The 25,987-nt window shown below is 75.2% G+C and carries 9 protein-coding genes; 7 read left to right on the top strand and 2 right to left on the bottom strand.

The features are described from left to right. Positions 1–495 precede the first annotated feature (495 nt). From OHA86_RS01460 to OHA86_RS01490, 7 genes are all read left to right on the top strand, one after another. Positions 496–9,210 carry an SDR family NAD(P)-dependent oxidoreductase gene (locus OHA86_RS01460; protein ID WP_329171715.1) on the top strand — a complete coding sequence of 2,905 codons (8,715 nt, stop codon included), beginning with the start codon at positions 496–498 and terminating at the stop codon, positions 9,208–9,210. Next, on the top strand, positions 9,207–12,524 hold the full coding sequence (locus OHA86_RS01465; RefSeq protein WP_329171717.1) for a type I polyketide synthase: 3,318 nt from the start codon (positions 9,207–9,209) through the stop codon (positions 12,522–12,524). Before OHA86_RS01460 ends, OHA86_RS01465 begins: the two co-directional genes overlap by 4 nt. After that, positions 12,521–15,853 (top strand): non-ribosomal peptide synthetase, encoded by a 3,333-nt coding sequence (locus tag OHA86_RS01470; RefSeq protein ID WP_329171720.1) that lies wholly within the window; start codon positions 12,521–12,523, stop codon positions 15,851–15,853. The genes OHA86_RS01465 and OHA86_RS01470 overlap by 4 nt, the downstream gene beginning before the upstream one ends. A gap of 5 nt (positions 15,854–15,858) precedes the next feature. Next, complete coding sequence (locus OHA86_RS01475) at positions 15,859–21,597, top strand: type I polyketide synthase (RefSeq protein WP_329171721.1); 5,739 nt, start codon at positions 15,859–15,861, stop codon at positions 21,595–21,597. Further along, positions 21,594–22,340 (top strand): 3-oxoacyl-ACP reductase FabG, encoded by a 747-nt coding sequence (gene fabG, locus OHA86_RS01480; RefSeq protein WP_329171722.1) that lies wholly within the window; start codon positions 21,594–21,596, stop codon positions 22,338–22,340. The genes OHA86_RS01475 and fabG overlap by 4 nt, the downstream gene beginning before the upstream one ends. 76 nt (positions 22,341–22,416) lie before the next feature. Beyond that, positions 22,417–22,611 carry a ferredoxin gene (locus OHA86_RS01485; RefSeq protein ID WP_329171724.1) on the top strand — a complete coding sequence of 65 codons (195 nt, stop codon included), beginning with the start codon at positions 22,417–22,419 and terminating at the stop codon, positions 22,609–22,611. A 58-nt stretch (positions 22,612–22,669) separates the two neighbouring features. Continuing rightward, the gene (locus tag OHA86_RS01490; protein ID WP_329171725.1) at positions 22,670–23,455 is read left to right on the top strand and encodes a thioesterase II family protein; all 786 of its coding nucleotides are present in this window, start codon (positions 22,670–22,672) and stop codon (positions 23,453–23,455) included. Between the two features lie 51 nt (positions 23,456–23,506). Here the strand turns inward: OHA86_RS01490 and OHA86_RS01495 are convergent, their stop codons facing one another. Beyond that, positions 23,507–24,466 carry an ATP-dependent DNA ligase gene (locus tag OHA86_RS01495; RefSeq protein ID WP_329171727.1) on the bottom strand — a complete coding sequence of 320 codons (960 nt, stop codon included), beginning with the start codon at positions 24,464–24,466 and terminating at the stop codon, positions 23,507–23,509. A gap of 98 nt (positions 24,467–24,564) precedes the next feature. Then, positions 24,565–25,851, bottom strand: coding sequence for a low temperature requirement protein A (locus OHA86_RS01500; protein WP_329171729.1), 1,287 nt, complete (start codon positions 25,849–25,851; stop codon positions 24,565–24,567). Between the last annotated feature and the right edge of the window lie 136 nt (positions 25,852–25,987).

Raw genomic sequence — 25,987 nt, forward strand, 5'->3', positions numbered from 1 at the left:
ATACCGACCGGCCGACACGGGTGTCAAGCGCGCGTCGCCGACTTCGCGCCCCGGCGATCTACGCGCGTTCGCCGGTTGCCGCCGGTAACACCGCACCCACAGGCGGTGTCCGCGGCGGAGCGGCCCGGCGCCGCCCGGGGCCGCCCGCACCCGCGCCGCGGCGGCGCCGGAACCACCGCTGTCGCGGCGCTCGCCGTACGCCCTTCGTTTCTTGACGGGTCGCGGAGCGTCGTGGATGCTGACTTGCCAATGGCGGGAATCACTCGGGAAATCCGCCCCGTGCACCGATCGGATTTCCCTCACCCGCCGTGAATCGTGGGCGGTGCAATTCTTCCGGCCGTACCGGCCGTTATTCGAACCGATGTACGTGAACGGTTTGCGGTAATCCGCGCCCAGGGCCGGATACCGCCGTCAGAAATACGGTGGAATCGCCAGGACATGTCTGGTTCCGCCGGATACGCGCGCGCAGGTGTCGCCCACAGAGAGGACGGTCGGATGCTGGGCCGCGATTCCGAATCGCTTGTCGACCATTTCCGTACGGTCTTCGGCGAGCACCCGGAGCAACAGGTCTTCCGGTTCCTGGTGGACGGCGAGGGCGAGCCGCACGGCATGGCCAACGCCGCGCTCGACCTGCGGGCCCGCACGATCGCCGCGGCGCTCAGGGAGCGCTTCGCCGCCGGGGAGCGGGCACTGATCATGTGCCCGGCCGGGCTGGACTACGTGGCCTCCTTCTTCGGCTGCCTGTACGCGGGCCTCGTCGCCGTGCCCGTCTACCCGCCGGACCCGGCCTTCCTGATGCGCACCCTGCCGCGGCTGACCGGAGTCATCGAGGACGCCAGGCCCGCGGTGGTCCTCGCGCCGGCCGGGACCGTCGCGCTGGCCGACCGGTTCGCCGAACAGGCCCCGGCGCTGCGGGACATCGCCTGGCTGACGGTCGACGCCCTCGACAGCGCCGCCGCCGACGAGTGGCGCCACCCCGGGTCCGTCCGCGACGACCTCGCCTTCCTCCAGTACACCTCGGGATCGACCAGCCGCCCCAAGGGCGTGATGGTCGGCCACGGCAACCTGCTGCACAACATCGCGGCGATGTACCGCGAGTTCTTCCACGACGACCCCGCCCAGCACATGGTCAGCTGGCTGCCGCCCTTCCACGACATGGGCCTGATCCTGGGCCTGCTCACCCCCGCCTACGCCGGCTTCCCCGTCACCTTCATGTCGCCGTTCTCCTTCCTCAAACGGCCGCTGCGCTGGCTGCGGGCGATCTCGGAGGCGGGCGGCACCGCGAGCGCCGCCCCCAACTTCGCCTACGACCTCGCCGTCGAGAAGGTGACCGAGCAGGAGCGGCGCACCCTCGACCTGAGCACCTGGCGTGTGGCGCCGAACGGCGCGGAACCGGTCAGCCCGCTGACCCTGGAGCGCTTCTCCCGCGCCTTCGCCGACTGCGGCTTCCGGCCCGCCACGCACGCCCCCTCCTACGGGCTGGCCGAGGGCACACTGATGGTCTCCACCGGCGACCCCGCGGCCGAACCGGTCAGCAGGAGGCTGCGGACGGCCGGGCTGCTGTCCGGAGCCGCCGAGGACGCCGGCCCCGACGAGGCCGCGCGGACCCTGCTCAGCTGCGGCGTCTCCCCGCACGACCAGCGGGTCGTCGCGGTGGACCCGGACACCCGCGCCCTGCTGCCCGAGGGCCGGGTCGGTGAGCTGTGGGTCGCGGGGCCGAGCGTCGCCCACGGCTACTGGGGGCGCGAGCGGGAGACCGCGGAGACCTTCGGCGCCCGTATCGCCGGCAGCGGCGAGGGTCCGTTCCTGCGCACCGGCGACCTGGGCTTCACCGACGGCGGCCAGATCTACGTCACGGGCCGCATCAAGGACGTCATCATCGTCGCGGGCCGCAACCACTACCCGCACGACATCGAACGCACCGTCGAGGGTGTCGACAAGGGCCTGCGGTCCGGCTGCGGGGTGGCGGGCGTCCGCGACCTCGGCGGCGAGGAGCGCCTGATCGTCGTCCAGGAATACCGCGGCAGCCGTTCGCCCGCGGACCGCGACCGGGTCATCGCCGCGATCCGCGCCGAGATCGCGGTCGAGCACGGCCTGCAGGCGTACGTCGTGGCGCTGGCCAGGCCCGGGACCGTGCCGAAGACCTCCAGCGGCAAGCTCCAGCGCCAGGCCTGCCTGGACGCGGTGCTCGGCGGGACCCTGAACCCGCTGGCCCTGTGGCGGGCGGACGGGACCGGCGCGGCGGGCCCGGCGGAGGTGCCCGCGGCGGCCGACGGGGAGGTGCCCGGGGCCCCGCCCGTCGCGGCTGCTCCGCCCGGCACCCCGCGGCCCGCCCCGGGCGCGGCCGGCATCGAGCGGTGGCTGCGCGAGGCGCTGGCCGCCGCGACCGGCAACCGGGCCGAGACCGTCGACCCCGCGCTGCCGTTCGCCGCTTACGGGCTGCGGTCGGTGGAGACGGTCGCGATGGTCGGCGACCTCGAACGCTGGCTCGGCCGGCCGCTGGAGCCCACCGTCGTGTGGGAGCACCCCACCCCGGCCGGACTCGCCGAGCACCTGGCCGGCAACGCCCCGGCCGCGGCCCCCGCCGTACCGGCCGCCGGCAGCGCTGCCCGGCCCGCCCCGGAGGCGCCCGCCGCACCCGCCGCTGCCGCCGCGTCCGAGCCGGTCGCGATCATCGGCATCGGCTGCCGCTTCCCCGGCGGTGTCGACGGCCCCGAAAGCTTCTGGCGGCTGCTGAGCGAGGGCCGCGACGCGGTGACCGAGGTCCCCGCCGACCGGTGGGACATCGAGCAGTACACCTCGGACGACCCGGCCGCCGCCGGGCGCACCAACAGCCGCTGGGGCGGCTTCCTCGACGGCGTCGACCGGTTCGACGCGGCCTTCTTCGGCATCGCGCAGCAGGAAGCCGCGCGCATGGACCCCCAGCAGCGGCTGCTGGCCGAAGTCGCCTTCGAGGCACTGGAGAACGCCGGGGTGCCCACCGACCGGCTGGCCGGCTCCCCCACCGGCGTCTTCGTCGGCATCTCCACCTTCGACTACGCCACGGGGCAGTTGCGCGACCTCGACGCGATCGACCCCTACACCGGCACCGGCAGCGCCCTGAGCATCGCCGCCAACCGGCTGTCGTACCTGCTGGACCTGCGCGGCCCCAGCATGGCCGTGGACACCGCCTGCTCCTCCTCGCTCGTCGCGGTCCTCCAGGCGTGCGCGAGCCTGGAGCGGGGCGACTGCGACCTGGCGCTCGCCGGCGGGGTCAACCTGGTGCTCTCCCCCGCCTTCGCCATCAACTTCAGCAAGGCCGGGGTGATGTCGGCCGACGGCCGCTGCAAGCCGTTCGACGCGGCGGCCGACGGATACGTGCGCTCCGAGGGCGCCGGGGTCGTCGTGCTCAAGCCGCTCAGCCGCGCGCTGGCCGACGGCGACCCCGTGCACGCCGTCATACGCGGCGGCGCCGTCAACCAGGACGGCGCGAGCAACGGCCTGATGGCACCCAACCCGCAGGCCCAGGAGGCGGTGCTGCGCGCCGCCCACCGCAGGGCCGGGGTGCGGGCCGCGGACATCGGATACGTCGAGGCCCACGGCACCGGCACGATCCTCGGCGACCCGATCGAGGCCAAGGCGCTCGGCGCCGCCCTCGGCGAGGGCCGCGCGCCGGAACGGCCCTGCCTGATCGGCTCGGTGAAGTCCAACCTGGGGCACATGGAGGCCGCGGCGGGAATCGGCGGCCTGATCAAGGCCGCGCTGGTGGTGCGGCACCGCACCGTGCCCGCGACCCTGCACTACCGCGAGCCGAACCCGCACATCCCCTTCGGCGACCTCGCGCTGCGGGTCGCCGACACCCTCCAGCCGTGGCCGGCCGGCGCCGAGGCCCCCGCCCTGGCGGGCGTCAGCTCGTTCGGCTTCGGCGGCACCAACGCGCACCTGGTGCTGGAGCAGCCGCCCGCCGCCGCTCCCGCGGTCCGGCGGGAGGGCGCGGACGGCGCCGTCGTACTGGCCGTCTCCGCCCGCGACGAGCAGGCCCTGCGCGACCTCGCGGCGGCCCACGCCGACAAGCTCGCCGCGCCCGGCACGTCCCTGGCCGACTTCGCCGCCGCCGCCGCGGTCCGCCGCACCCACCACGAGCACCGGCTGGCCTGCACCGGCTCGTCCGCGGACGAACTGCGCGCCGCGCTGGCGGCGTTCGGCCGCGGCGAGGAGGCGGCCGGCCTGTCCAGCGGAATCCGCCGGGTGGGCTGGCGCCCCGCGCCGGTGTTCGTCTTCTCCGGGCAGGGTCCGCGCTGGTGGCCGCTGGCCGCCGACCTGCTCGACGGGGAACCGGTCTTCCGCGCGGTCGTGGAGCGCTGCGACGCGCTGCTGCGCCGGCACACCGACTGGTCGCTGCTCGGCCAGCTCACCGCGGAGCCCGCCGGGTCCCGGCTGCTGGACACCGCCGTCGGGCAGCCCGCGCTGACCGCCGTGCAGGTCGCGCTCGCCGCCTTGTGGCGCTCCTGGGGCGTCGAACCGGCCGCCGTCGTCGGCCACAGCGTCGGCGAGATCGCCGCGGCGCACCTGTCGGGCGCGATCACCCTGGAGGACGCGCTCGTCATCGCGCTGCACCGCGGCTCCGCCCTGCACAGCGCCACCGGCAAGGGCCGGATGGCCGTCGCCGGTGTGACCCTGGACCGGGCCCGCGAGATCCTCGCCGAGCGGCGCCCGGGGCCGGTGTGGGTCGCGGCGAGCAACAGCCCTGGCTCCACCGTCTTCTCCGGTGAGAGCGCCGCCCTGGAGGCCCTCGCCAAAGCGCTGGAGGCCGACGGTGTCTACTGCCGGGTCCTGGAGTCGGTCGAATTCGCCTCCCACTGCCCGCTGATGGAGCCCGTCGCGCAGGAGCTGTGGCGGCTGCTGGCGGACCTGCGGCCGCGCGCCGGCGCCATTCCCATGATCTCCACCGTGACCGGACGGCCCGTCGAGGGCGACCGGCTGGACGCCGAATACTGGGCGTCCAACCTCACCCGACCGGTGCTGTTCGACACCGCCGTGACCGCGCTCGCCGAGTCCGGCCACGACGTCTTCGTGGAGATGTCGCCGCACCCGATGCTCACCGACGCCGTCACCGAGCGCCTGTCCTCGTACGGCCACACGGCCGCCGTGTCGTCGCTGCGCCGCGACCAGCCGGGCCGCGCCGCCGTCCGCGGCGAACTCGGCCGGCTCTACACCGCCGGCTACCAGATCGACTGGACCCGGGTGTACGGCCCGGCGGGTCCGATGGCCGATCTGCCCACCTACCCGTGGCAGCGCACCCGTGCCTGGTTCGCCGAGCACACCCGGCACAGGCCCGAGCACCGCGGGCACCCCGTCCTGCGCTCCGCCGTACGGTCCGCACTGCCGCCGTACGCCGCCCACTGGTCCGCGCCGGTCGACCTCGACGGCTTCGGCTACCTGGCCGACCACCAGGTCGGCGGCAGCCCCGTCCTGCCCGGCGCACTGGTCCTGGACGCGGCACTCGCCGCGGCACGCGACCACCTCGGCGGGCCGGCCGCGCTGGCCGACGTCCACTTCACCCGGCTGACCGTCGTGCCGGAGAACGCCGAGGACACCACCGTGCAGCTCGTCCTCGTCCCCGAGACCGCCGACGCCGGCTCGCTGCGGCTGTTCACCCGCGCCGCGGCCGACGACGAATGGGCCGAGGCCGCCCGCGGCGCCTTCCGCCGCGGCGCGCCCGAAGGCGGCGGTGAACCGCTGTCCGCCGTACGGGACCGGTGCGCCGCTCCCGCCGACGCGGAGGGCCACTATGCCGCGCTGCACCGGGCGGGGCTGGCGTACGGGCCGGCCTTCCAGGGCGTCGAGGAGCTGTGGCACGGGCCCGGCGAGGCCCTGGCCAGGCTGCGCGACCGGTCGGCGCTGACCGCGGACCGCGGCGAGCACCCGGTGCACCCTGCCGTACTGGACAGCGCGCTCCAGACCCTCATGGCCGCGCTGTCGCCGCACACGGCCGAGGAGGGCGCCGTCACCGGCACCTATCTGCCGGTGCGCGTCGGCGGCTTCACCCTCTTCACCGAGCGGGCAGCGCCGCGCTGGGCGCACGCCGCGGTCACCGCGCCGCAGGCCGGCGCCGAGGAGATCACCGGCGCGAGCGTCGTGCTCTACGACGGGTCCGGCGCACCGGTCGGCGAGATCACGGGCATCGCGCTCCGGCTGCTGGAGGGCGGAACCTCCGCCGACCCGCTCGCCGAGGCCCTGCACGAGATCGCCTGGCGGGAGGCCCCCGCGGACTCCCCCGCCGGCGTACAGCCCGGCACCTGGCTGGTGTTCGCCGACGCCGGCGGCACCGCCGACGCGCTGGTCACCGAGCTGCGCGCCCGCGGCGGCACCTGCGTGACCGTCACTGCGGGCGCGGCCTACGGCACCCCGCACCCCGCCCACTACCTGCTCGACCCCGCGCGGCGCGAGGACGTCGCCGCGCTGCTGGCCGACCTGGCCGCCGCCGGAATCCGCCCCGACGGCATCGTGCACGCCTGGACCCTGGACACCGTGCTCACCGAGGACGGCCGCCCGCAGCAGCTGCCCGCCGCGCAGGACGCCGCAACGGTGCCCGTCCTGCACCTGGTCCAGGAACTGGCCCGCGCGGGCCAGGACCCGGCCCCGCGGCTGGTCCTGCTCACCCGCGGCGCCCAGCCCGCGCGCGACGGCGACGCCCTCGCGGCCGGCCAGTCGCCGCTGTGGGGCCTGGCCCGGGTGATCGGCCTGGAGCACACCGAACTGCGGCCCACCGTCGTGGACCTGGACCCGGGCAGGCCCGACGGGGAGACCGGCCTGCTGCTGGCCGAACTGCTGCGCTCCGGCGACGACGACCAGGTCGCCCTGCGCGCCGGCGCCCGGCTGACCCCCGCCCTGCGGCCCTGGTCGGCCCCGGCGGACCGGGCCCATTGGGAGCCGGCGGCCTGGCCCTTCGACGCCGCGCGCGACGGCAACCACCGCGTCCTCGCCGCCCGTCCCGGCGCCCTCGGCAGTGTCGCGCCCACCTGGTGGCACCGCACGCCGCCGGGACCGGGCGAGGTCGAGATCGAGATCAGCGCCGCCGGGCTCAACTTCAGCGATGTACTCAAGGCGCTCGGCGCCTATCCCGGGGCCGAAGGGGTCGTCCCGCTCGGCGCCGAGTGCGCCGGCCGGGTCAGCGCCCTCGGCGAGGGTGTGACCCGCTACCGGGTGGGCGACCGGGTGATGGCCGCAGGTCCCAGCGCGCTGGCGGCGTACACCACCGTCAGCGAGCACCTGGTGGCCTACGCGCCGCCGATGCTCGGCGACGAGCAGGCCGCCGCCGTCCCCATCGCCTTCCTCACCGCCGTCCACGCCCTGGAGCACCTGGCCCGGCTGCGCGCCGGCGAGAGCGTCCTGATCCACTCGGCGACCGGCGGCGTCGGACTGGCCGCGCTCCAGGTCGCCCGGCGCCGCGGCGCCGCGGTGTACGCCACCGCCGGCACCCCCGAGAAGCGCGAACTGCTGCGCACCCTCGGTGTGCCGGACCCCATGGACTCCCGCACCCTCGCCTTCGCCGACCGGATCATGGAGCGCACCGGGGGCCGCGGCGTCGACGTCGTCCTCAACTCCGCCTCCGGCGAGGCGCTGGTCCGCAGCATGCGGCTGCTGGCGCCGGGCGGCCGGTTCGTGGAGATCGGCAAGCGCGACATCTACGACAACAGCCATATCGGCATGGAGTTCTTCAAGGACAGCCGCGCCTTCCTCGCGGTCGACCTGGAACGCACCATCCGCGAACAGCCCGAGGCCGTCGCCGAGTTGTTCGCCGCCGTCACCGAGGGCTTCGAACGCGGCGATTTCAGCGCCCTGCCCGTCACCCCCTACGGCTACGCCGACGCCCCGGCCGCCTTCACCGCGATGGCCAAGGCGCGGCACACCGGCAAACTCGTGCTGTGCCCCGACCCGCACGAGCCGGTCAGGACCGCCCCGGACTCCGCGCCCGTACGGCCGTCCGGTACGTACCTGATCACCGGCGGCCTCGGCGCGCTGGGCCTGGAGACCGCCCGCTACCTGGCCGGGCAGGGCGCCCGCCACCTGGTGCTGGCCGGGCGCAGCGCCCCGACGGCGGAGGCGGAACAGGCCCTCGCGGTCCTGCGTGCCCGCGCCGAGGTCGCCACGGTCAGCGCCGACCTGTCGGGGCGCGGCGCCGTGGACGAGCTGCTGGCCCGTATCGACGCCACCATGCCGCCGCTGGCCGGGATCGTGCACGCCGCGGGCGTCCTGGACGACGGCCTGCTCACCGGCCTGGACCGGAACCGCTTCCACGCCGTCGCGGGCCCCAAGTCCGCCGCCGCCTGGCATCTGCACCGCGCTACCGTGCGGCGGGACCTGGACTTCTTCGTGCTGTACTCCTCCGCCGCCGCGGTCCTCGGCTCCGCAAGCCAGGGCAACTACGCAGCCGCCAGCGCCTTCCTCGACACGCTCGCGCACCACCGGCGCTCGCTCGGGCTGCCCGCGCTCAGCATCAACTGGGGGCCGTGGGCGCGGATCGGCCTGGCGGCCCGGCCCGACCGCGGCGGCGCCCTTGCCGCCCGCGGCATCGGGAGCATCAGCCCGGAGTCGGGCATCGCGGCCCTCGACCGGCTGCTGCGCTCCTCCGCGACCCAGGTCGGCGTCCTGCCGCTGGACCGCGCGAAGCTGCGCGAGCACCCCGGCGGCGGCCTGCTGCGTACCCTGCTCGGCGGCTCCGAGGAGGCGGAGGGCGGCGAGCGGCGGCCCCTGGACGAGGTCCGCCGCGCGATGCTCGCCGTCGAGCCGGGCCGCCGCCGCAGGGCCGTGCTGACCGAGCACTGCAAGGCCGTCGCCGGCCGGGTGGTGGGCGCGGAGGCCGCCGGGATCGACACCAGCGCGCCCCTGACCAGCATGGGCTTCGACTCGCTGCTGTCGCTGGACCTGCGCAAGGCGCTGGAGTCCAGCCTGCACGTCCAGCTGCCCTCGACCGTCACCTGGCGTTTCCCGACGGTCGACGCCCTGGTGCCGTATCTGGCCGAGCGCATGGGCATCCCGCTGGAGGCGGACCGGGCGGCGCAGCCGGCGGGCGGCCAGGAGCTGCCCGCCGCCAGCGCCCCGCCCGCCGCCATGGACGACGGGGGCGCCGCGGACGGCACGCCGGACCTCGACTCGATGTCCGCCGCGCAATTGGAAGCACTGCTGCTGGCCAGGACCCAGCAGATCGACGAAAGGGGTCAGCGATGACGTCAGCCGGACCGGACATGGTGTCGGCCGACACGCTGAAGCGCGCCTATCTGACGATGGAGCGCCTGCAGCGGCAGGTCGAGGAGCACGAGCGGGCCCGCTTCGAGCCGGTCGCCATCGTCGGCGCGGGCTGCCGCTTCCCCGGCGGCGTCACCGACACCGCGACCTACTGGCGGATGCTCACCGAGGGCACCGACGCCGTGGGCGGCATCCCCGCCGACCGCTGGGACCACGACGCCTTCTACGACGAGGAGGCCGGCAGACCCGGCAAGGTCTACACCCGCTCCGGCGCCTTCCTCGACGGCCTGGACCGCTTCGACCACGACTTCTTCGGGATCTCCCGGCGCGAGGCGCTCCAGATGGACCCGCACCAGCGGCTGAGCCTGCAAGTGGCCTGGGAGGCGCTGGAGGACGCCGGGCAGGCCCCCGGCTCGCTGGCCGGCAGCCACACGGGGGTGTTCATGGGCGCGGCCAGCTGGGACTACATCACCGCGCAGATCCGCCACCCCGACGACGTCAGCGCCTACACCAGTTCCGGCGCCGCCCTCAGCTTCGTCCCGGCCCGTATCGCCTACCTGCTCGACCTGCGCGGCCCCAACATCACGGTCGACACCGCCTGCTCGTCCTCGCTGGTGGCCGTCCACCAGGCGTGCCAGAGCCTGCGCACCGGGGAGTGCGACATGGCGCTGGCCGGCGGTGTCAACGTCGTCCTGTCCCCGCTGCTGATGATCTCGCAGTCGCAGTTCGGCTCGGTGTCCCGGCAGGGCCGCGCCATGACCTTCTCCGACGCCGCCGACGGCTACGTACGCGGCGAGGGCTGCGGCGTCGTCGTGCTCAAGCGGCTCTCGGACGCCGTGCGCGACCAGGACAGGGTCCTGGCCGTGGTGCGCGGCGGCGCGGTCAACCAGGACGGCCGCAGCGCCGGCATCACCGCGCCCAACGGCGCCGCGCAGCGCGACGTCTTCCGCCGCGCCCTTGCCGCGGCCTCGGTACGCCCCGAGCAGGTCGGCTTCATCGAGACCCACGGCACCGGCACCCGGCTCGGCGACCCCATCGAGGCCGAGGCCCTCGCCGACGTCTACGGCCGCGAGCACGGCGCCCCGGTCTACCTCGGCGCGGTCAAGACCAACATCGGCCACCTGGAGGCGGCGGCCGGGGTCGCCGGGCTCATCAAGGCCGCCCTGTGCCTGTCGCACGCCGAGATCCCGCCCAACCTGCACTTCGACAAGCTGAACGCCAACATCTCCTTCGACGGCACCACCTTCGAGGTGCCCACCGCCCGCATCCCGTGGCCGCAGCCCGAGGGCGGCAGGCGGGCCGCCGCCGTGAGCGGCTTCGGCCTCAGCGGCACCAACGCGCACCTCATCCTGGAGCAGGCACCCCCGGCCGCGCCGCCCGCGCCGGACGACCGCAGGCCCGCCTCGGTCCTGGCGCTGTCGGCCCGTACCGAGACCGCGCTCGCCGAGGTCGCCCGGCGCTACGCCGCCCGGCTCACCGACGGCGACGGGACCGCGCTGGCCGACCTGTGCTGGTCGGCCGGCACCGGCCGCTCCCACTTCCGGCACCGCCTGGCCGCCGTCGGCGCCACCCGGAGCGAGGTCGCGGGGCGGCTCGCCGGCTTCCTGCGCGGCGAGAGCGGACCCGGCCTCGTCCAGGGCGAGGCGGGCAGCTCCGAGGTGGTCTTCCTCTTCACCGGGCAGGGCGCCCAGCGCCCCGGCATGGCCCGCCGCCTCTTCGACACCCAGCCGACCTTCCGGCAGGCGGTCGAGGAGTGCGCGCGGATCGTCGAACCGCTGCTGGAGCGGCCGCTGCTGTCCGTGCTGTTCCCCGACGACCCCGCGGACACGCAGATCAACGAGACGGCCTACGCCCAGCCCGCCACCTTCGCCGTCGAGTACGCCATGGCCCGGCTGTGGCAGTCCTGGGGCATCACCCCGGCGGCGGTCCTCGGGCACAGCGCGGGCGAATGCGTCGCCGCCTGCGTCGCGGGCGCGATGTCGCTGGAGGACGGGCTGGCCTTCTCGGTGGAGCGCGCCCGGATCATCCAGGACCACGGGCGGCCCGGCACCATGGCCGCGGTCTTCGCCGCCGAGGAGGACGTCGCGGCCGAGATCGCCGCCCACCGGGACCTGATCGCCATCGCCGCGGTCAACGGCCCGGCCGCCACGACCATCTCCGGCGACCGCGGCCTGGTGGAGTCCGTGTGCGCCGCCTTCGCGGCCCGCGGTGTCAAGGCCAGGCCGCTGCACATCGCGTCGGCCGGGCACTCGCCGCTGATGGACCCGGCGGTCGAACCGCTGCGCCGCGCCGCGGAGAAGATCGCCTTCACCGCCCCCCGCATCCCGCTGGTCTCCAATGTCAGCGGCGCCCTGTGGCCGTGGGACCAGGCGCCGGGCCCCGACTACTGGGCCCGGCACGTCCGGGAGACCGTACGGCTGGCCGACGGGGTGCGCACCCTGCGCGACATGGGCTACCGCACCTTCCTCGAAGTCGGCCCCGCCCCCACCCTGCTGGGCGTCATCAGCGACGCCCTGCCGCCCGGCCACGACGACCTGCTGCTGCCGAGCCTGCGCCCCCAGCAGGACGACTGGGAGGTGCTGCTGTCGACGGTGGCCGAGCTGTACGCGGCGGGCGCCGCCATCGACTGGGCCGGCTTCGACCGGGACTACGCCCGCGCCAGGGCGCAGCTGCCCGGCTACCCGTTCGAGCCGGTCCCCTGCTGGCAGCCGCCCCGGCCCTGGGACGGCGCCGCCACCGCCGCCGCCGAGGGCGAGGACGTCCAGGAGGACCCCGGCAGCCGGGCCGCGGAGCCCGGCGGCGGGCGGACCGCCCGGCGCTCCTCGCGCTCCCGGCGCAGGCAGAGCCGGATCGGCACCGCCGAGGAACTGCTGCGGCTGCCCGAGCAGGAGCGGCTGGCCGCGCTGACCGGGCAGTTCGTGCTCGGCGTCAAGGACGTGCTCGGCTCGGCCACCACCGAGGTGGGCCTGGACGAGCCGCTCACCGCCTTCGGCCTGGACTCGCTGATGGCCGTGGAATTGCGCAACGACATCCAGAGCCGGCTGCTGGTCACCCTCCAGATCACCGACTTCCTCGGCGGCGCCACCATCCGCAGCGTCGCGGAGCGCGTCCTCGGCGAACTGCCGTCCAGCGGCGCCGGCAGCGGCGAGGCGGGGGCGCCGCAGGCGCCAGCGGCGCCGGCCGCGATCCGCCGCGTGCGGCGGTCGGCCGACCTCGCCGCGCAGCTCCTGGACGAGATCACCGCCCGCGGCGAGGGCCGGGCGGCGTCGCCCGCCGGTCCGGAGGGACGGCAGTGACCGACGACCTGGACCGGCGGCTGGCCGCCCTCACCCCCGAGCAGCGGGCCCGCTTCGAGGAGCTGCTGGCCCGGGGCGCCCGGGCCGAGGACGTCTTCCCGCTGTCGGTCCTGCAACGCGGCACCTGGTTCCTCGAACAGCTCAGGCCGCGCAACCCCGGCTACATCGTGCCCGGCGCGGTCCGGGTCGAAGGCCCCCTCGACACGGCGGTGCTGCGCGCCGCCGTCGCCGAGATCGTGCGCCGCCACGAGGCCCTGCGCACCGTGTTCGAGCTGCGCGAGGGCGCGCCGGTCCAGGTCGTCCGCCACGGCATGACCGTGGACGTACCGGAAACCGACCTCGGCGGGCCGCGGTTCACCGAGGCCGACCGGCAGCGGTGGATCGGCGAGGCGCTGGCCGAACCCTTCGACATCGGCACCGGCCCCCTGCTGCGGGTCCGGCTGCTGCGCACGGGCCCGGACGAGTCGGTGCTCGCCGTGGCGATGCACCACCTGATCTCCGACCGCTGGTCCACCGCTGTCTTCCTGTCAGAACTGTCCGAGCTGTACGAGGCGTTCGCCGACGGGCGCCCCTCGCCGCTGCCCGAACCCGACATCCAGTACGGCGACTTCGCCGCCTGGCAGCAGCGGCAGCTGGAAGAGGGCGGCTGGGAGCAGGACCTGGCCTACTGGCGCGGCCATCTGGCGGGCGCGCCCGCCGTTCTCGACCTGCCCACCGACCGGCCCCGCCCCGCCGTGCAGGGCTTCAACGGCGCCTCCGTGCCGGTCGACCTGCCCCCGGCCCTGATCGGCGACCTGGCCGCGCTGGCCGGCCGGCACGGCGCCACCCCGTACATGGCGCTGCTGGCGGTCTTCCAGATCCTGCTGCACCGCTACAGCGGCCAGGACGACATCGTCGTGGGCGTGCCCACCGCCCTGCGCGGGCGCGCCGAGGTCGAGCCGCTCATCGGCTACTTCGTCAACACCCTGCCGATCAGGACCTCTATGGGCGGCGACCCGTCCTTCGTCCCGGTCCTCACCCGCGTCCGGGACGCGTGCCTGGGCGCGTACGCCCACCAGGACGTCCCGTTCGAACTGATCGTCGCCGACCTCAACACCCCGCGCGACCTCAGCCGCCCCCCGGTCTACCAGGTCAGCTTCAGCTACGGCCGCGAGCCCGTACCGCACTTCGCCATGGCGGGCGCCCGCCTCACCCGGCTCCCGGTCAGGAGCGAGGGCGCCCGCTTCGACCTGGAACTCCAGGCGTTCGACGCCGACGGCGGCCTGACCGGCTGGTTCGAGTACGACCGCGACCTCTTTGACGAGGCGACCGTCGTGCGGCTCGCCGGGCACTTCAGGCGGCTGGCGGAACAGGTCGTCGCCCGCCCCGACGCGCCCATGGCGGAGCTGGACCTGCTGGACGCCGCCGAGCGCCGCCGCGTCCTGGCCGACTGGAACGACACAGAAAAGCAGTGGCCGGGCAGCGGCCCCGTGCACGAGCACATCGAGGAGCAGGCCCGGCTGCGGCCCGCGGCCGAGGCCGTGCGCCACGACGGCCGGAGCCTGAGCTACGACGCGCTCAACCGCCGCGCCAACCGGCTCGCCCATCTGCTGCGCCGCCACGGCGTCGGCCGGGACGTCCTGGTCGGCGTCGCCATGGAGCGCTCCCTCGACCTGGTCGTCGCGCTGCTGGCGACCCTCAAGGCCGGCGGGGCGTACGTACCGCTCGACCCGGAGCTGCCGGCCGCGCGCCTGGCCGCGATCGTCGGGGACGCCCGGCCCCCGGTGCTGCTCACCCACGGCCCGGCGGCGGGGGCGCTGCCCGCCGTGGACTGCCCGGTGCTGCGCGTGGAGGACCTGGCGGCGGCGCTCGCCGCCGAGCCGGACAGCGACCCCGCGGTGGCGGTGGACGGCGAGGATCTGGCGTACGTCATCTTCACCTCCGGCTCCACCGGCCGCCCCAAGGGCGTCATGAATGTGCACGCGGCGCTGCGCAACCGCCTGCTGTGGATGCAGGACGCCTACCGGCTCGACGGCACCGACCGCGTCCTGCAGAAGACGCCGTTCTCCTTCGACGTGTCGGTGTGGGAGTTCTTCTGGCCGCTGATGGCCGGCGCGACGCTCGTCCTCGCCCGGCCCGGCGGCCACCGCGACAGCGGCTACCTGGCCGCCACCGTCGAGGCCGAGCGCATCACGACCCTGCACTTCGTCCCGTCGATGCTCCAGCTCTACCTCCAGGAGCCGCCGCGGATGTCCGCCGGTCTGCGCCGGGTCTTCTGCAGCGGCGAGGAACTGCCGCGCGCCCTCCAGGACCGCTTCCTGGAGCGCTACCCGGCGCAGCTGCACAATCTGTACGGCCCCACCGAGGCCGCCATCGACGTCACCGCGTGGCACTGCCGGCCGGAACCGGGCGGGCGGCCGGTGCCCATCGGCCGGCCCATCGCCAACACCCGGATGTACGTCCTGGACCGGCACGACCGGCCCGTCCCCGAGGGCGTCCCCGGCGAGCTCCACATCGGCGGGCGCGGCCTGGCCCGCGGCTACCTCGGCCGCCCCGACCTGACCGCGGAACGCTTCATCGAGGACCCCTTCGTGCCCGGCGCCCGCCTCTACCGCACCGGCGACCTCGCCCGCTTCCGCGACGACGGCGCCCTGGAATTCCTCGGCCGGCTCGACCACCAGGTCAAGCTGCGCGGCCTGCGCGTCGAACTCGGCGAGATCGAGGCGGTGCTGACCCGGCACCAGGACGTGCGCGAAGCGGTCGTCGTCGCCCGCGAGCACGCTCCCGGTGACGTGCGCCTGGCCGCCTACACGACCGCCGCGGGACCCGTCGCGCCCGCCGCCGGCGACCTCGCCGCGCACCTGCGCGCGCACCTGCCGGAGTACATGGTGCCGGCCTCCTTCACCGCGCTGGACGCGCTGCCGCTCACTCCCAGCGGCAAGACCGACCGCAAGGCGCTGCCGCAGCCGCAGGGCGACCGGCCCGATCTGCGGACCCGGTTCGTGGCGCCCACCGACGGCCTGGAGCACGCGCTCGCCGGGATGTGGCGCGGCCTGCTGGGCGTCGAACGCGTCGGTGTGCGCGACAACTTCTTCGACCTGGGCGGCCATTCGCTGCTGATGGCGGAATTCCGCACCGGCCTGGCCGCCGACCTCGGCCACGAGCTGACCATGGTCGAACTCTTCCAGCACCCCACCATCGGATCGCTCGCCGCCTACCTCGGCGGCGGGCGGACCGGGCCGCAGGCCGTCGCGCCCGGCGCCCGGCAGCGCGCAGAGAACCGTCGTCAGTCCCAGAGCCGGCGCCAGCAGGCGGCCGAACGGCGGGCTTCCTCCCGCGGAGACAGGTGATCGAAGTGTCAGAGCCAGACCAGGATCCGGGCCGTATCGCCATCATCGGCATGGCAGGACGCTTCCCCGGCGCCGACGACGTGGAGGCCTTCTGGAACAACCTCGAACAGGGCAGGGAGGGCATCACCGCCTTCACCGAGGGGGAACTCCTCGCGGCGGGCGCCGACCCCCTGCTGCTCGGCCAGGAGGGCTACGTCAAGGCCAAGGGCGTGCTGGCCGGCGCCGACCGCTTCGACGAGGGCTTCTTCGGCTACAGCCCCCGCGAGGCCGAACTCCTCGACCCCCAGCACCGGGTCTTCCTCGAATGCGCCTGGCACGCCCTGGAGTCGGCGGGTGTCGACCCGCAGCGCTTCGACGGGCGGATCGGCGTCTTCGGCGGCTCCGGCCTGAATTCCTACCTGCTGTTCAACCTGATGACCAACCAGCGGGTCCTGGACTCGGCCGGCCTCTACCAGGTGATGCTGGCCTCGGACAAGGACTTCCTGGCCACCCGCGCGGCCTACAAGCTCGACCTCACCGGTCCCGCGGTCACCGTGCAGACCGCCTGCTCCACCTCGCTGACCGCGGTGCACCTGGCCTGCCAGAGCCTGCTCAACGGCGAGTGCGACATCGCCCTGGCCGGCGGTGTCTCGGTCTCGTCCCCGCTGCTCGGCGGCTACCAGTACGAGCCCGGCGGCATCCTGTCCCCCGACGGCACGTGCCGGGCCTTCGACGCCGACGCCGCCGGGACGGTCGCGGGCAACGGGGTCGGCATCGTCGTCCTGCGCCGCCTGGAGGACGCCCGGGCCGGCGGCGACACGGTCGACGCGGTGATCCTGGCCACCGCCGTCAACAACGACGGCTCGCTGAAGGCCGGCTACACCGCGCCCGGCGTCGACGGCCAGGCCGATGTCATCGCCGAGGCCCTGGCCCTGGCCGACATCGACCCGGCCACCGTCGGCTTCGTCGAGACCCACGGCACCGGCACCCCGCTCGGCGACCCCATCGAGGTCGCCGCCCTCACCCGGGCCTTCCGGGCCGGCACGCAGGACGCCGGGTTCTGCGCCATCGGCTCGGTCAAGAGCAACGTCGGCCACCTGGACGCCGCCGCCGGGGTCACCGGCCTGATCAAGGCCGCCCTCGCGCTCAAGCACGAGGCGATCCCGCCGACGCTGCACTGCGAGCGGCCCAACCCCGGACTCGCCCTGGACACCGGCCCGTTCTACGTCAACACCGCGCTGCGGCCCTGGCCGCGCGCGGACGAGCCGCGCCGGGCCGGCGTCAGCTCCTTCGGGATCGGCGGCACCAATGTGCACGTCGTCATCGAGGAGGCCCCCCTGCCGGCCCCCGTACCCGCCCCGGGCCGCCCGGCCCGGCTGCTGGTGCTGTCCGCGAAGTCCGCGCCCGCGCTCGCCGCCGCCGCCCGGCGGCTGGCCGACCACCTCGAACTGCGGCCCGGCACCGACCTCGACGCCGTCGCCGCCACCCTGGCCTGCCGCCGACGGCACTTCGAGCACCGCGGGACGGTGGTCTGCCACAGCGCCGGGGAGGCCGTCGCGGCACTGCGCCGGCTGGCCGCGGCGCCCGCGACGGCCGCCGCGCCCGAGACCGCGCCGGTCGCCTTCCTCTTCCCCGGCCAGGGCGCCCAGTACCCCGGTACGGCCCGCGGCCTGTACGCCCACGAGCCGGTCTTCACCGCCGAGTTCGACCGGTGCGCGCAGGCGTTCGCCCCGCACCTGGGGCAGGACCTGCGCACCCTGGTCCTCGGCCCGGACGACCCCGAGGCGCCCGAGAGCGCCGCCGAGGTGCTGCGCCGCACCCGGATCGCCCAGCCGGTGCTCTTCGCGGTGGAGTACGCGCTCGCCCGGCTGTGGCAGTCCTGGGGCGTGCAGCCCAGGGCCATGGCGGGGCACAGCATCGGCGAATACGTCGCCGCCTGCCTGGCCGGGGTCTTCTCGCTGGAGGACGCCGTACGACTGGTGGCCGCCCGCGGCCGGCTCGTCCAGGAGATGCCAGGGGGCGCCATGCTCAGCGTCTTCCTCTCCGAGGAGGACACCGCCGCCCGGCTCGGCGACGGCCTGAGCCTCGCCGCGGTCAACTCCACCGCGCTCAGCGTGGTCGCCGGCAGCGCGGACGCGGTGGCGGCCCTCGAAGCGCGGCTGACGGCCGAGGGCATCGGATGCCGCCGCCTGCACACCTCGCACGCCTTCCACTCCCCCGGCATGGACGCCGCCGTCGACCCGTTCGTCCAGGAGGTGCGCGCGGTCACCCTGCACGCCCCGGCCGTGCCCTTCCTGTCCAATGTGACCGGCACCTGGATCACCGACGAGCAGGCGACCAGCCCCGAATACTGGGGCGCCCACCTGCGGCGGCCGGTGCGCTTCCGCGACGCGCTGGACATCCTGCTCGCCGACCCGGCGCTACTGCCGCTGGAGGTCGGCCCCGGCCAGAACCTCACCAGCTTCGTCCGCGCCCACCGGGCGTGGACGGACGCGCGCACCGCGGCCGGATCGCTGCGGCACCCCGGCGACCGGACCGACGACACGGCATATCTCCAGGCGAGCCTGGGCGCCCTGTGGAGCGCCGGCGCCCGCGTCGACTGGGCGGCCGTCCACGGCGGCGCCCCCCGTCCGCCGCTGCGGCTGCCCGGCTACGCCTTCCAGCGGCGCCGCTACTGGGTCGAGCCGGCGGGCGCGGAGCGACGCGCCGCGGCTGCGGCCGTACCGGCGGCGCCCGCCTCGCCCGCCTCGCCCGGCGACTGGTTCTACGCCCCGGGCTGGAAGCGCCTCCCCCTCCCGGCCGCGACGGCGGCCGGCCCCACCGGGGACACCTGGGTGGTGCTCGGCGCGGGCACCGCCCTGGGCGACGCCCTGGCCGAGCGGCTGGCGGCGGCCGGTGACCGGGTCGTCCGCGTCACCGCGGGCGGCGCCCTGGCCGGGTCGGGCGACTCCTGGACGGTGGACCCGGCCGAACGCGACCACCTGGCCGCGCTCGTCCCGTCCCTGGACCCGGCCCCGGCAGCGGCCCCCGGCGCGGAAGGGGACGGGCCGCGCCTGCGCTTCGTCCACCTGTGGAGCGCGGCCCCCGGCGCGAGCGGCGCGGAACCGCTCACCGGTGACCGGCTGGACGCCGCCCGCCGCACCGGCTTCGACAGCCTGCTCGCCCTCGCCCAGGCCCTCAGCGGCGAACGCCCGCGGGTCCCGGTGACCATCGACGTGCTGTGCCGCGGTGTGTACGACGTCACCGGCGACGAACCGCTGATGCCCGAGCAGTCCCTCCTGCTCGGCGCGTGCACGGTGATCCCGCAGGAGATCGCCGGCGCCGCCTGCCGCGCCCTCGACATCACCGGAGCCGAGGCCGCCCGCCCGCTCGACGGCGTCGTCGGCGCCGTGCTCACCGTGCTCGCCCGTCCCGCGGGCGAGCCGGAACTCGCGCTGCGCGGGCGCCACTGGTGGAGCCGCGGCTTCGACCGGATCGCCCTGGACGCGGACGGCACAGGCCCGCGCGACGGCGGCGTCTACCTCATCACCGGCGGCCTCGGCGGCCTCGGCCTGGCGATGGCGGAACACCTCGCGGGCGCTGCCTCCCGGCCCGTGCTCGGGCTGCTCGGCCGCTCGGCGTTCCCCGCGCCCGCCGCGTGGGACGCGTGGCTCGCCGCCCACCGAGCCGACGACCCCACGAGCGCCCGTATCCGCCGGCTGCGGCACATCGAGGGCCTCGGCGCCCGCGTCGTGGTGTTGCGCGCCGACGTCACCGACGAGCGGCAGACCGGGCAAGCGGTGGCCGGACTGCGCGCCGCCGCGGGCCGGTTGAACGGCGTCGTGCACGCCGCGGGCAGCCCCTCGCAGGGCATGATGGTCACCAAGACCCGGGCGGAGGCCGACGCGGTGCTCGCCGCCAAGACCCACGGACTGCTCGTCCTGGACCGGGTCTGCCGCGACGACGACCTGGACTTCCTGCTGCTGTGCTCCTCGGTGACCGCCGTCCTCGGCGGCCCGGGACAGAGCGACTACGCCGCCGCCAACGCCTTCCTCGACGCCTTCGCCCAGTGGAAGCGGCGGGAGACCGGGCTGCCCGTCACGGCCGTCGGCTGGGACACCTGGCAGGAGACCGGTATGGCCGCCGGGCTCGGCTCCCGGTTCGGCGGCCCGGGCGGGACGGCGCTCGGCGACCACCCGCTCCTCCAGCGCCTGGTCCGCGACACTCCGGCCTCCCGTACGTACGCCACCGTCCTGAGCACCGCCGACAGCTGGATCGTCGGCGACCACCGCATCCAGGGCCACGGCCTCGTCCCGGGCACCGCCTACCTGGAGCTGGTGCGGGCCGCCGCGGCCGGGCAGGCGGCCGGACGGGACATCGAGATCGGCGATGTGCAGTACCTGGTCCCGGTCATCGTGCCCGACGGGCAGACCCGCGAGGTCTTCACCACCGTCGAGGAGCGCGACGGCCGCTGGCACTTCGCCGTGCAGAGCCGCACCGGCGCGCCCGGGGCCGCGGCCTGGACCGACCACGCGCGCGGCACCGTCGCCTTCCCCGAGCGCCGTCCCGACACCGTACGCGACCTCGGCGAACTGCTCGCCGACTGCGAGGTGCGGGACGTCCTGGACACCACGGAGTCGATCAAACTCGGGCTCAGGCTTGACCGGTTCGAGAAGGGCGGCCCGATCGAGTTCTCCTTCGGCCCGCGCTGGAGGTGCATGCGGGAGATCCAGGTCGGCGCCCGGCGGCTGCTGGCCACCCTGCGGCTCGACGAGGAATACCACGGCGACCTCACGGACTACCTGCTGCACCCGGCGCTGCTCGACGCGGCAGGCGGCACCGCCCGGGTGCACGCCCCGGACACCTACTACCTGCCGTTCAGCTACCGCAGGCTGCGCTTCACCCACGGTCTGACCAGCACCGTCCACGCGTACGTCCAGATGAAGGAGCCCGCGGACTCGGCGGGCGAGACCAGCACGTGCGACATCGAGATCCTCGACCCCGACGGCCGGGTGCTGGTGAGCATCAGCGACTTCACCATCAAGCGGATCAACGATCCGAGCGGCCTGCGCGAGCAGATCCTGCGTGCCTCGGCGGAGCCCGGCCGGCACCCGGACCAGGACGGCCACGACGAGCAGGCCGGCCCCGAGGTGCTGCGCACCCTGGGCGAGGGCATCACGGAGCGGCAGGGCCAGGACGCCTTCGCCCGTATCCTCGCCGCCGCCGGCCGCCCCGGCCACCTGGTGGTCTCCCACCGGGACTTCGACGGCGTCCGCGCCCTCGCCCGTACGCTGACGCCCGAGCTGCTGGCGCGGGAGATGGACCAGCTCGGCCCGCCCGGCGGCACCCACCCGCGGCCCGACCTCGCCACGCCGTACGTCGCCCCCCGCACGCCCCGCGAGCAGGCACTCGCCGAGGTGTGGCAGGAGATCCTGGGCCTGGAGCGGGTCGGCGTCGACGACGACTTCTTCGCCCTGGGCGGCCACTCGCTGGCCGCCGTGCAGATCGGCACCCGTATCAAGGCCCGGCTCGGCGCCGATCTGGACCTGCGGGCGTTCTTCGACCACCCCACGGTCGCCCACACCGCGGACCTGCTCGACTCCGCGCCCGGCGCCGGCCCCGGCGCGGCCGGTCCGCGCAGCACCATCGAGGTCCTGGACCGCGGCCTCGGCGACGACGCGGCGGACGGCCTCGACCCGCTGGCCGGGCTCACCGACGAGGAAGTGGAAGCGCAGCTGCTCGAACTGCTGGCCGCGGAGGCCGCGGAGAGCGAGGACCAGGCATGAGCGGCACCGCCCGTCCCGTCGCCCTGGTGGCGGGCGGCTCCCGGGGTATCGGCCGGGCCGTCGCGCTGCGCCTGGCGCAGGACGGCTACGACGTCGCCGTCTGCTACGCCTCCGACGACTCCGCCGCCCGCGAGGTGGAGAAGGAGATCAGCGCGCTGGGCCGCCGCGCGTTCGTCCGCCGCGCCGACGTCGCCGACCCGGGCGCCGTGGACGACCTGGTCGACGCCGTCGAGGACGCCCTCGGCCCGGTACAGGCCGCCGTCACCTCCGCGGCGGTGCTGCGCGACCAGCCGCTGGCGCTGATGGAGGACGAGGACTGGACGGGTGTGCTGCGCACCAATCTCGACGGTGTCTTCCACGTCTGCCGCGCCGTCGTCGGCGACATGATCAGACGCCGCCGCGGCGCGATCGTCACCCTGTCCTCCATCGCGGGCCTGCACGGGAACGCGGGGCAGACCAACTACGCCGCGTCCAAGGCCGGGATCATCGGCTTCACCAAGTCCCTCGCCCGCGAGGTCGGCCGCTACGGCATCCGCGCCAATACCGTGGCGCCCGGCTTCATCGCCACCGACCCCGTACTGGCCCTGCCGCAGGACGTACGCGACCGGTTCGAGCAGCGCGCCGCGCTCGGCCGTTTCGGGCGCCCCGAGGAGGTCGCCGACCTCGTGTCCTTCCTGCTGTCCGACCGGGCCGGCTACATCACGGGGGCCACCTTCCAGATCGACGGCGGCATGGCCGCCTGACCCGGATTCCCGTGCTGCGGAAGGCCCGCGGCGCCGTTCACGTCCCGCCCCACCCGCGAACCGAAAGATGCCGAAGATGCGAATCGAGGCCGACACCGACATGTGCGCCAGCTCGGGCATGTGCGCCCTGACCGCGCCCGACCTGTTCGACCAGTCGGACGTGGACGGGACGGTGCTGCTGCTGCGGCCCGCACCGGCGGACACTCACATCGGGGACGCCGAGGAGGCCGTACGGCGCTGCCCGTCGGGCGCCCTGAGACTGACGGACTGACCAGCGGTACGGGCCGGGCCGAGCGGCGCCGGTGTCCGCGCGACGAAGGAGGACCGACGTGCACAACCCGTGGTTCGGCCGCGGCGAGCCCGAACAGGGCGCCGCGGTGCGGCTGTTCTGCCTGCCCTACGCCGGCGGGAGCGCCGCCGCCTACCGCGGCTGGCCCGCCCTGGCGCCCGGCGGCCTCCAGGTCTGCCCGCTGGAACTGCCCGGCCGCGGCGGCCGGATCGGCGAACCGCCGCTGAGCCGGATGCGGCCGCTCGCCGACGCGCTGGCGGGCGCGCTGGCGCCCCATCTCGACCGGCCCTACGCGGTCTTCGGGCACAGTATGGGCGGTCTGCTCGCCTTCGAGCTGGCCAGGACCCTGCGCCGCCGCGAACTCCCGCCGCCCGCGCACCTGTTCGTGTCCGGGGCAGCCGCCCCCGGCACGCCCCGCAACCGTCCCCCGATCCACGGGGCACCCGACGCCGACGTCCTGGACGAACTGCGCCTTCTCGGCGGAACCCCTCGCGAGATGCTCGACGACGAGGAGCTGATGGCGCTGATGCTGCCCACTCTCAGGGCCGACTTCTCGCTGCTGGAGACGTACGAATACCGCCCGGAGCCGCCCCTGGGGGTGCCGCTGACCGTCTTCGGCGGTACCGACGACCCGCTGGTGCCGGTGCGGGTCCTGGACGGCTGGCGCGGGCAGTCCGCCGCCGGCGCCCGGCTGCGTGTCCTGCCCGGCGGCCATTTCTTCGTCCACCCCGCCGCCGCCGAGGTCATGGCCGTCATCGCCGGCACGCTCGGCGGCTACCTCTCCCGGGGCCTCCCGCCGCAGCAGGTCGGCGAAGGCGGCAGGTGACGGCGCGTCCGGGGCAGCGGGTGACGGCGGTGTCCGGGGCGGCCGGTCCGGTCAGTCGAGGTCGCCGGGAGCGAGGTCCTGGCGCAGCCGGTACCAGGACGGCTGCCGCAGCAGGCCGGCGCGCGTCCGGGTCGAGTAGCCGACCTCGCCGACCAGGCGGGGCAGCACCCACCGGGCACGCGGCACCCGCGGGGCCGGGCGGAAGGGGCAGGTGTCCGTCGCCGCGACGTCCAGCAGGCGGGCGAGCACGGCCCGCTCGCGGTCGGACCAGCCGGTGCCCACGCTGCCGAGATAGCGCAGGGCTCCGTCGCGGTGTTCGCCGACCAGCAGCGCACCGGGCAGCCCGGCCAGGTGCCCGCCGCCCGGCACCCACCCGCCGACGATCACGTCCTGCGTCCGTACGTTGCGGATCTTGATCCACGACCGCGACCGGACGCCGGGCTCGTAGACGGACGTCAGCCGCTTGCACACGATGCCCTCAAGACCCGCCGCCCGCGTCGCCTCCAGCGCCTCCGCCGCCCGGCCGACGACGGCCGCGGGCACCGACCAGCGCGGACCGGCCAGGCCGAGCGAGGCCAGCACCTCGCGCCGCTCGGTCCACGGACGGCCCGTCAGGTCCCGTCCGCCGAGCAGGAGGACGTCGAAGATCATCAGATGCACCGGCGTCGTGGTCGCGAGTCGGGCCGCGCGGCCCGGGGAGCGCAGCAGGCCCATCCGGGCCTGCAACCGCTCGAAGTCCGGCCGGCCGGACGCGTCGAGCGCGACGACCTCCCCGTCCAGGACCGCGGGGACCGCGCCGAGCGCGCCGCCGAGGCCGCGCAGCTCCGGGTAGACCGCGGTGATGTCCTCGCCGCTCCTGGACCGGACCAGCGCCGTACCGTCGCCGGGCGCGTGGACCACCGCGCGCTGCCCGTCCTGCTTGGTCTCCACCGCCCACCCCCCGTCCCCGCCGGGCAGCGGCAGGCGGCCGGGGGTGGCGAGCATCGGCGCGATCAGCGGGAGGTCAGCCATGGGTGCAGCATGGCCCGCGGACGCCGCCGCGGCCCGGCGGCCCGCCCGGGCGGTACGCCGGACAGCCGGACAGCCGGACAGGACACTGTGCGGGCCGCTCAGTGCCGCTGGGCCCTGAGGTCGTCCAGCATGCCCTGCTGGTGGCGGTGGCCGACCGTCTCGTAGCCGATCACGGTGACGAACGGGGCGAGCATGAGCACCAGCAGGCACACCGCGATGGCGACACCGGCCACCGACAGCAGCACGGCCGCGAGCAGGACGGCGAGGGTGAGGGAGATCAGCAGCAGGTGGAAGGAGTCCGCCGCGGACAGCAGCAGGGTGTGCAGCAGATAGACCATGACCAGGTAGAGGCCCACGGGGAGGGCCAGGGACAGGACGACGGTGGTGTCGGCGAGTTCCGAGTGCTGCTCCAGCTGCAGGCCGGCCAGGTGCAGCCCCGCCCCGGCGCCGGCGATGCCGAGGAACAGCGGGATGTGCCCGTAGCCGAAGAGGTAGCCGCGGCCCCGGCGGCGGGCGAGGATGTCGCCGAAGGGGGTCGCGAAGTACACCCACCACATGCCGAAGGTGAGCCCGACCCCGGCGACGACGATGGCGACCGCGTTCCCGCTCCACTGCGTCCCGTCGGCGCCGCCGAGGAGTTCACCGGACGAGGCGACGGTGCCGACCACTCCCTCGCCCAGCGTGATGATCGCGAACAGGCCGTACCGCTCGGCCACGTGGTGGGGGTGCCACGGTGTGGCGCCCGCCTCGCCCTGGGTGATGACCGGCAGGACGAGTTCCAGGACGCCGAGCACGGCGAAGGCCGCGAAGACGGCGGCGATCGGCAGGTCGGCGAAGCCCACGGCGATCCAGCCGGCCTGGACGATCACGGTCCAGCGGATGTTGGCCGTGCCGACCTTGTGGAAGGAGGGTGATTCGGTGGCGGCGCGCCACCAGTGCAGCACCATCGCGATCCGCATCACGACGTAGCCGATCACCATCGCCCGCAACTCCAGGTGGTGGCCCTCCTGGACGGAGTGGAACATCGCCGGCAGGCCGAGCGAGAAGATGACGACGCCGATCATCTGCACCATCGTCAGCGCCCGGTAGAGCCAGTCGTCGGTGGCGAACGCGGAGGCGAACCAGCTGAAGCTGATCCAGGCGACGCTGATCGCGAACATCGCCAGCACGAAGGCCACGACCGCCTGCGCGGGATGGTCCTCGGCGAGCATCTCGGCGAACTGCGAGGCGGCGGTGCCGACCGCCACCACGAAGGTCAGGTCGAACAGCAGCTCCAGAGGTGAGGAGACCCTGCCGGGTTCCTCCGGATCGCGCCCGGTCATCGGGATCCTGCTGTGTGCCGCCTTGCCCGCGCCGGGGCCGCTGGTGACTTCGGAGCCGCTCATGCGCAGCATGATGCCGGACGGGGCCGTGTCCGCACGCGGGGTACGGACCGGCGCCCTGCCCTTTTACGGCCGTGGTCGCCGGTCTTCACGGCCGTGGGGCGGCCGTCTTCACGGATGTCGGCGCGGTGCCGCCGGG

Source organism: Streptomyces sp. NBC_01477 (assembly GCF_036227245.1).
GTDB lineage: Bacteria > Actinomycetota > Actinomycetes > Streptomycetales > Streptomycetaceae > Actinacidiphila.

Bases quoted from the DNA above. Each gene is read 5' to 3' on its own strand.
- OHA86_RS01495 (WP_329171727.1), bottom strand. From the start codon at position 24,466: ATGGCTGACCTCCCGCTGATCGCGCCGATGCTCGCCACCCCCGGCCGC.
- OHA86_RS01465 (WP_329171717.1), top strand. From the start codon at position 9,207: ATGACGTCAGCCGGACCGGACATGGTGTCGGCCGACACGCTGAAGCGC.
- OHA86_RS01485 (WP_329171724.1), top strand. From the start codon at position 22,417: ATGCGAATCGAGGCCGACACCGACATGTGCGCCAGCTCGGGCATGTGC.
- OHA86_RS01500 (WP_329171729.1), bottom strand. From the start codon at position 25,851: ATGAGCGGCTCCGAAGTCACCAGCGGCCCCGGCGCGGGCAAGGCGGCA.
- OHA86_RS01460 (WP_329171715.1), top strand. From the start codon at position 496: ATGCTGGGCCGCGATTCCGAATCGCTTGTCGACCATTTCCGTACGGTC.
- fabG (WP_329171722.1), top strand. From the start codon at position 21,594: ATGAGCGGCACCGCCCGTCCCGTCGCCCTGGTGGCGGGCGGCTCCCGG.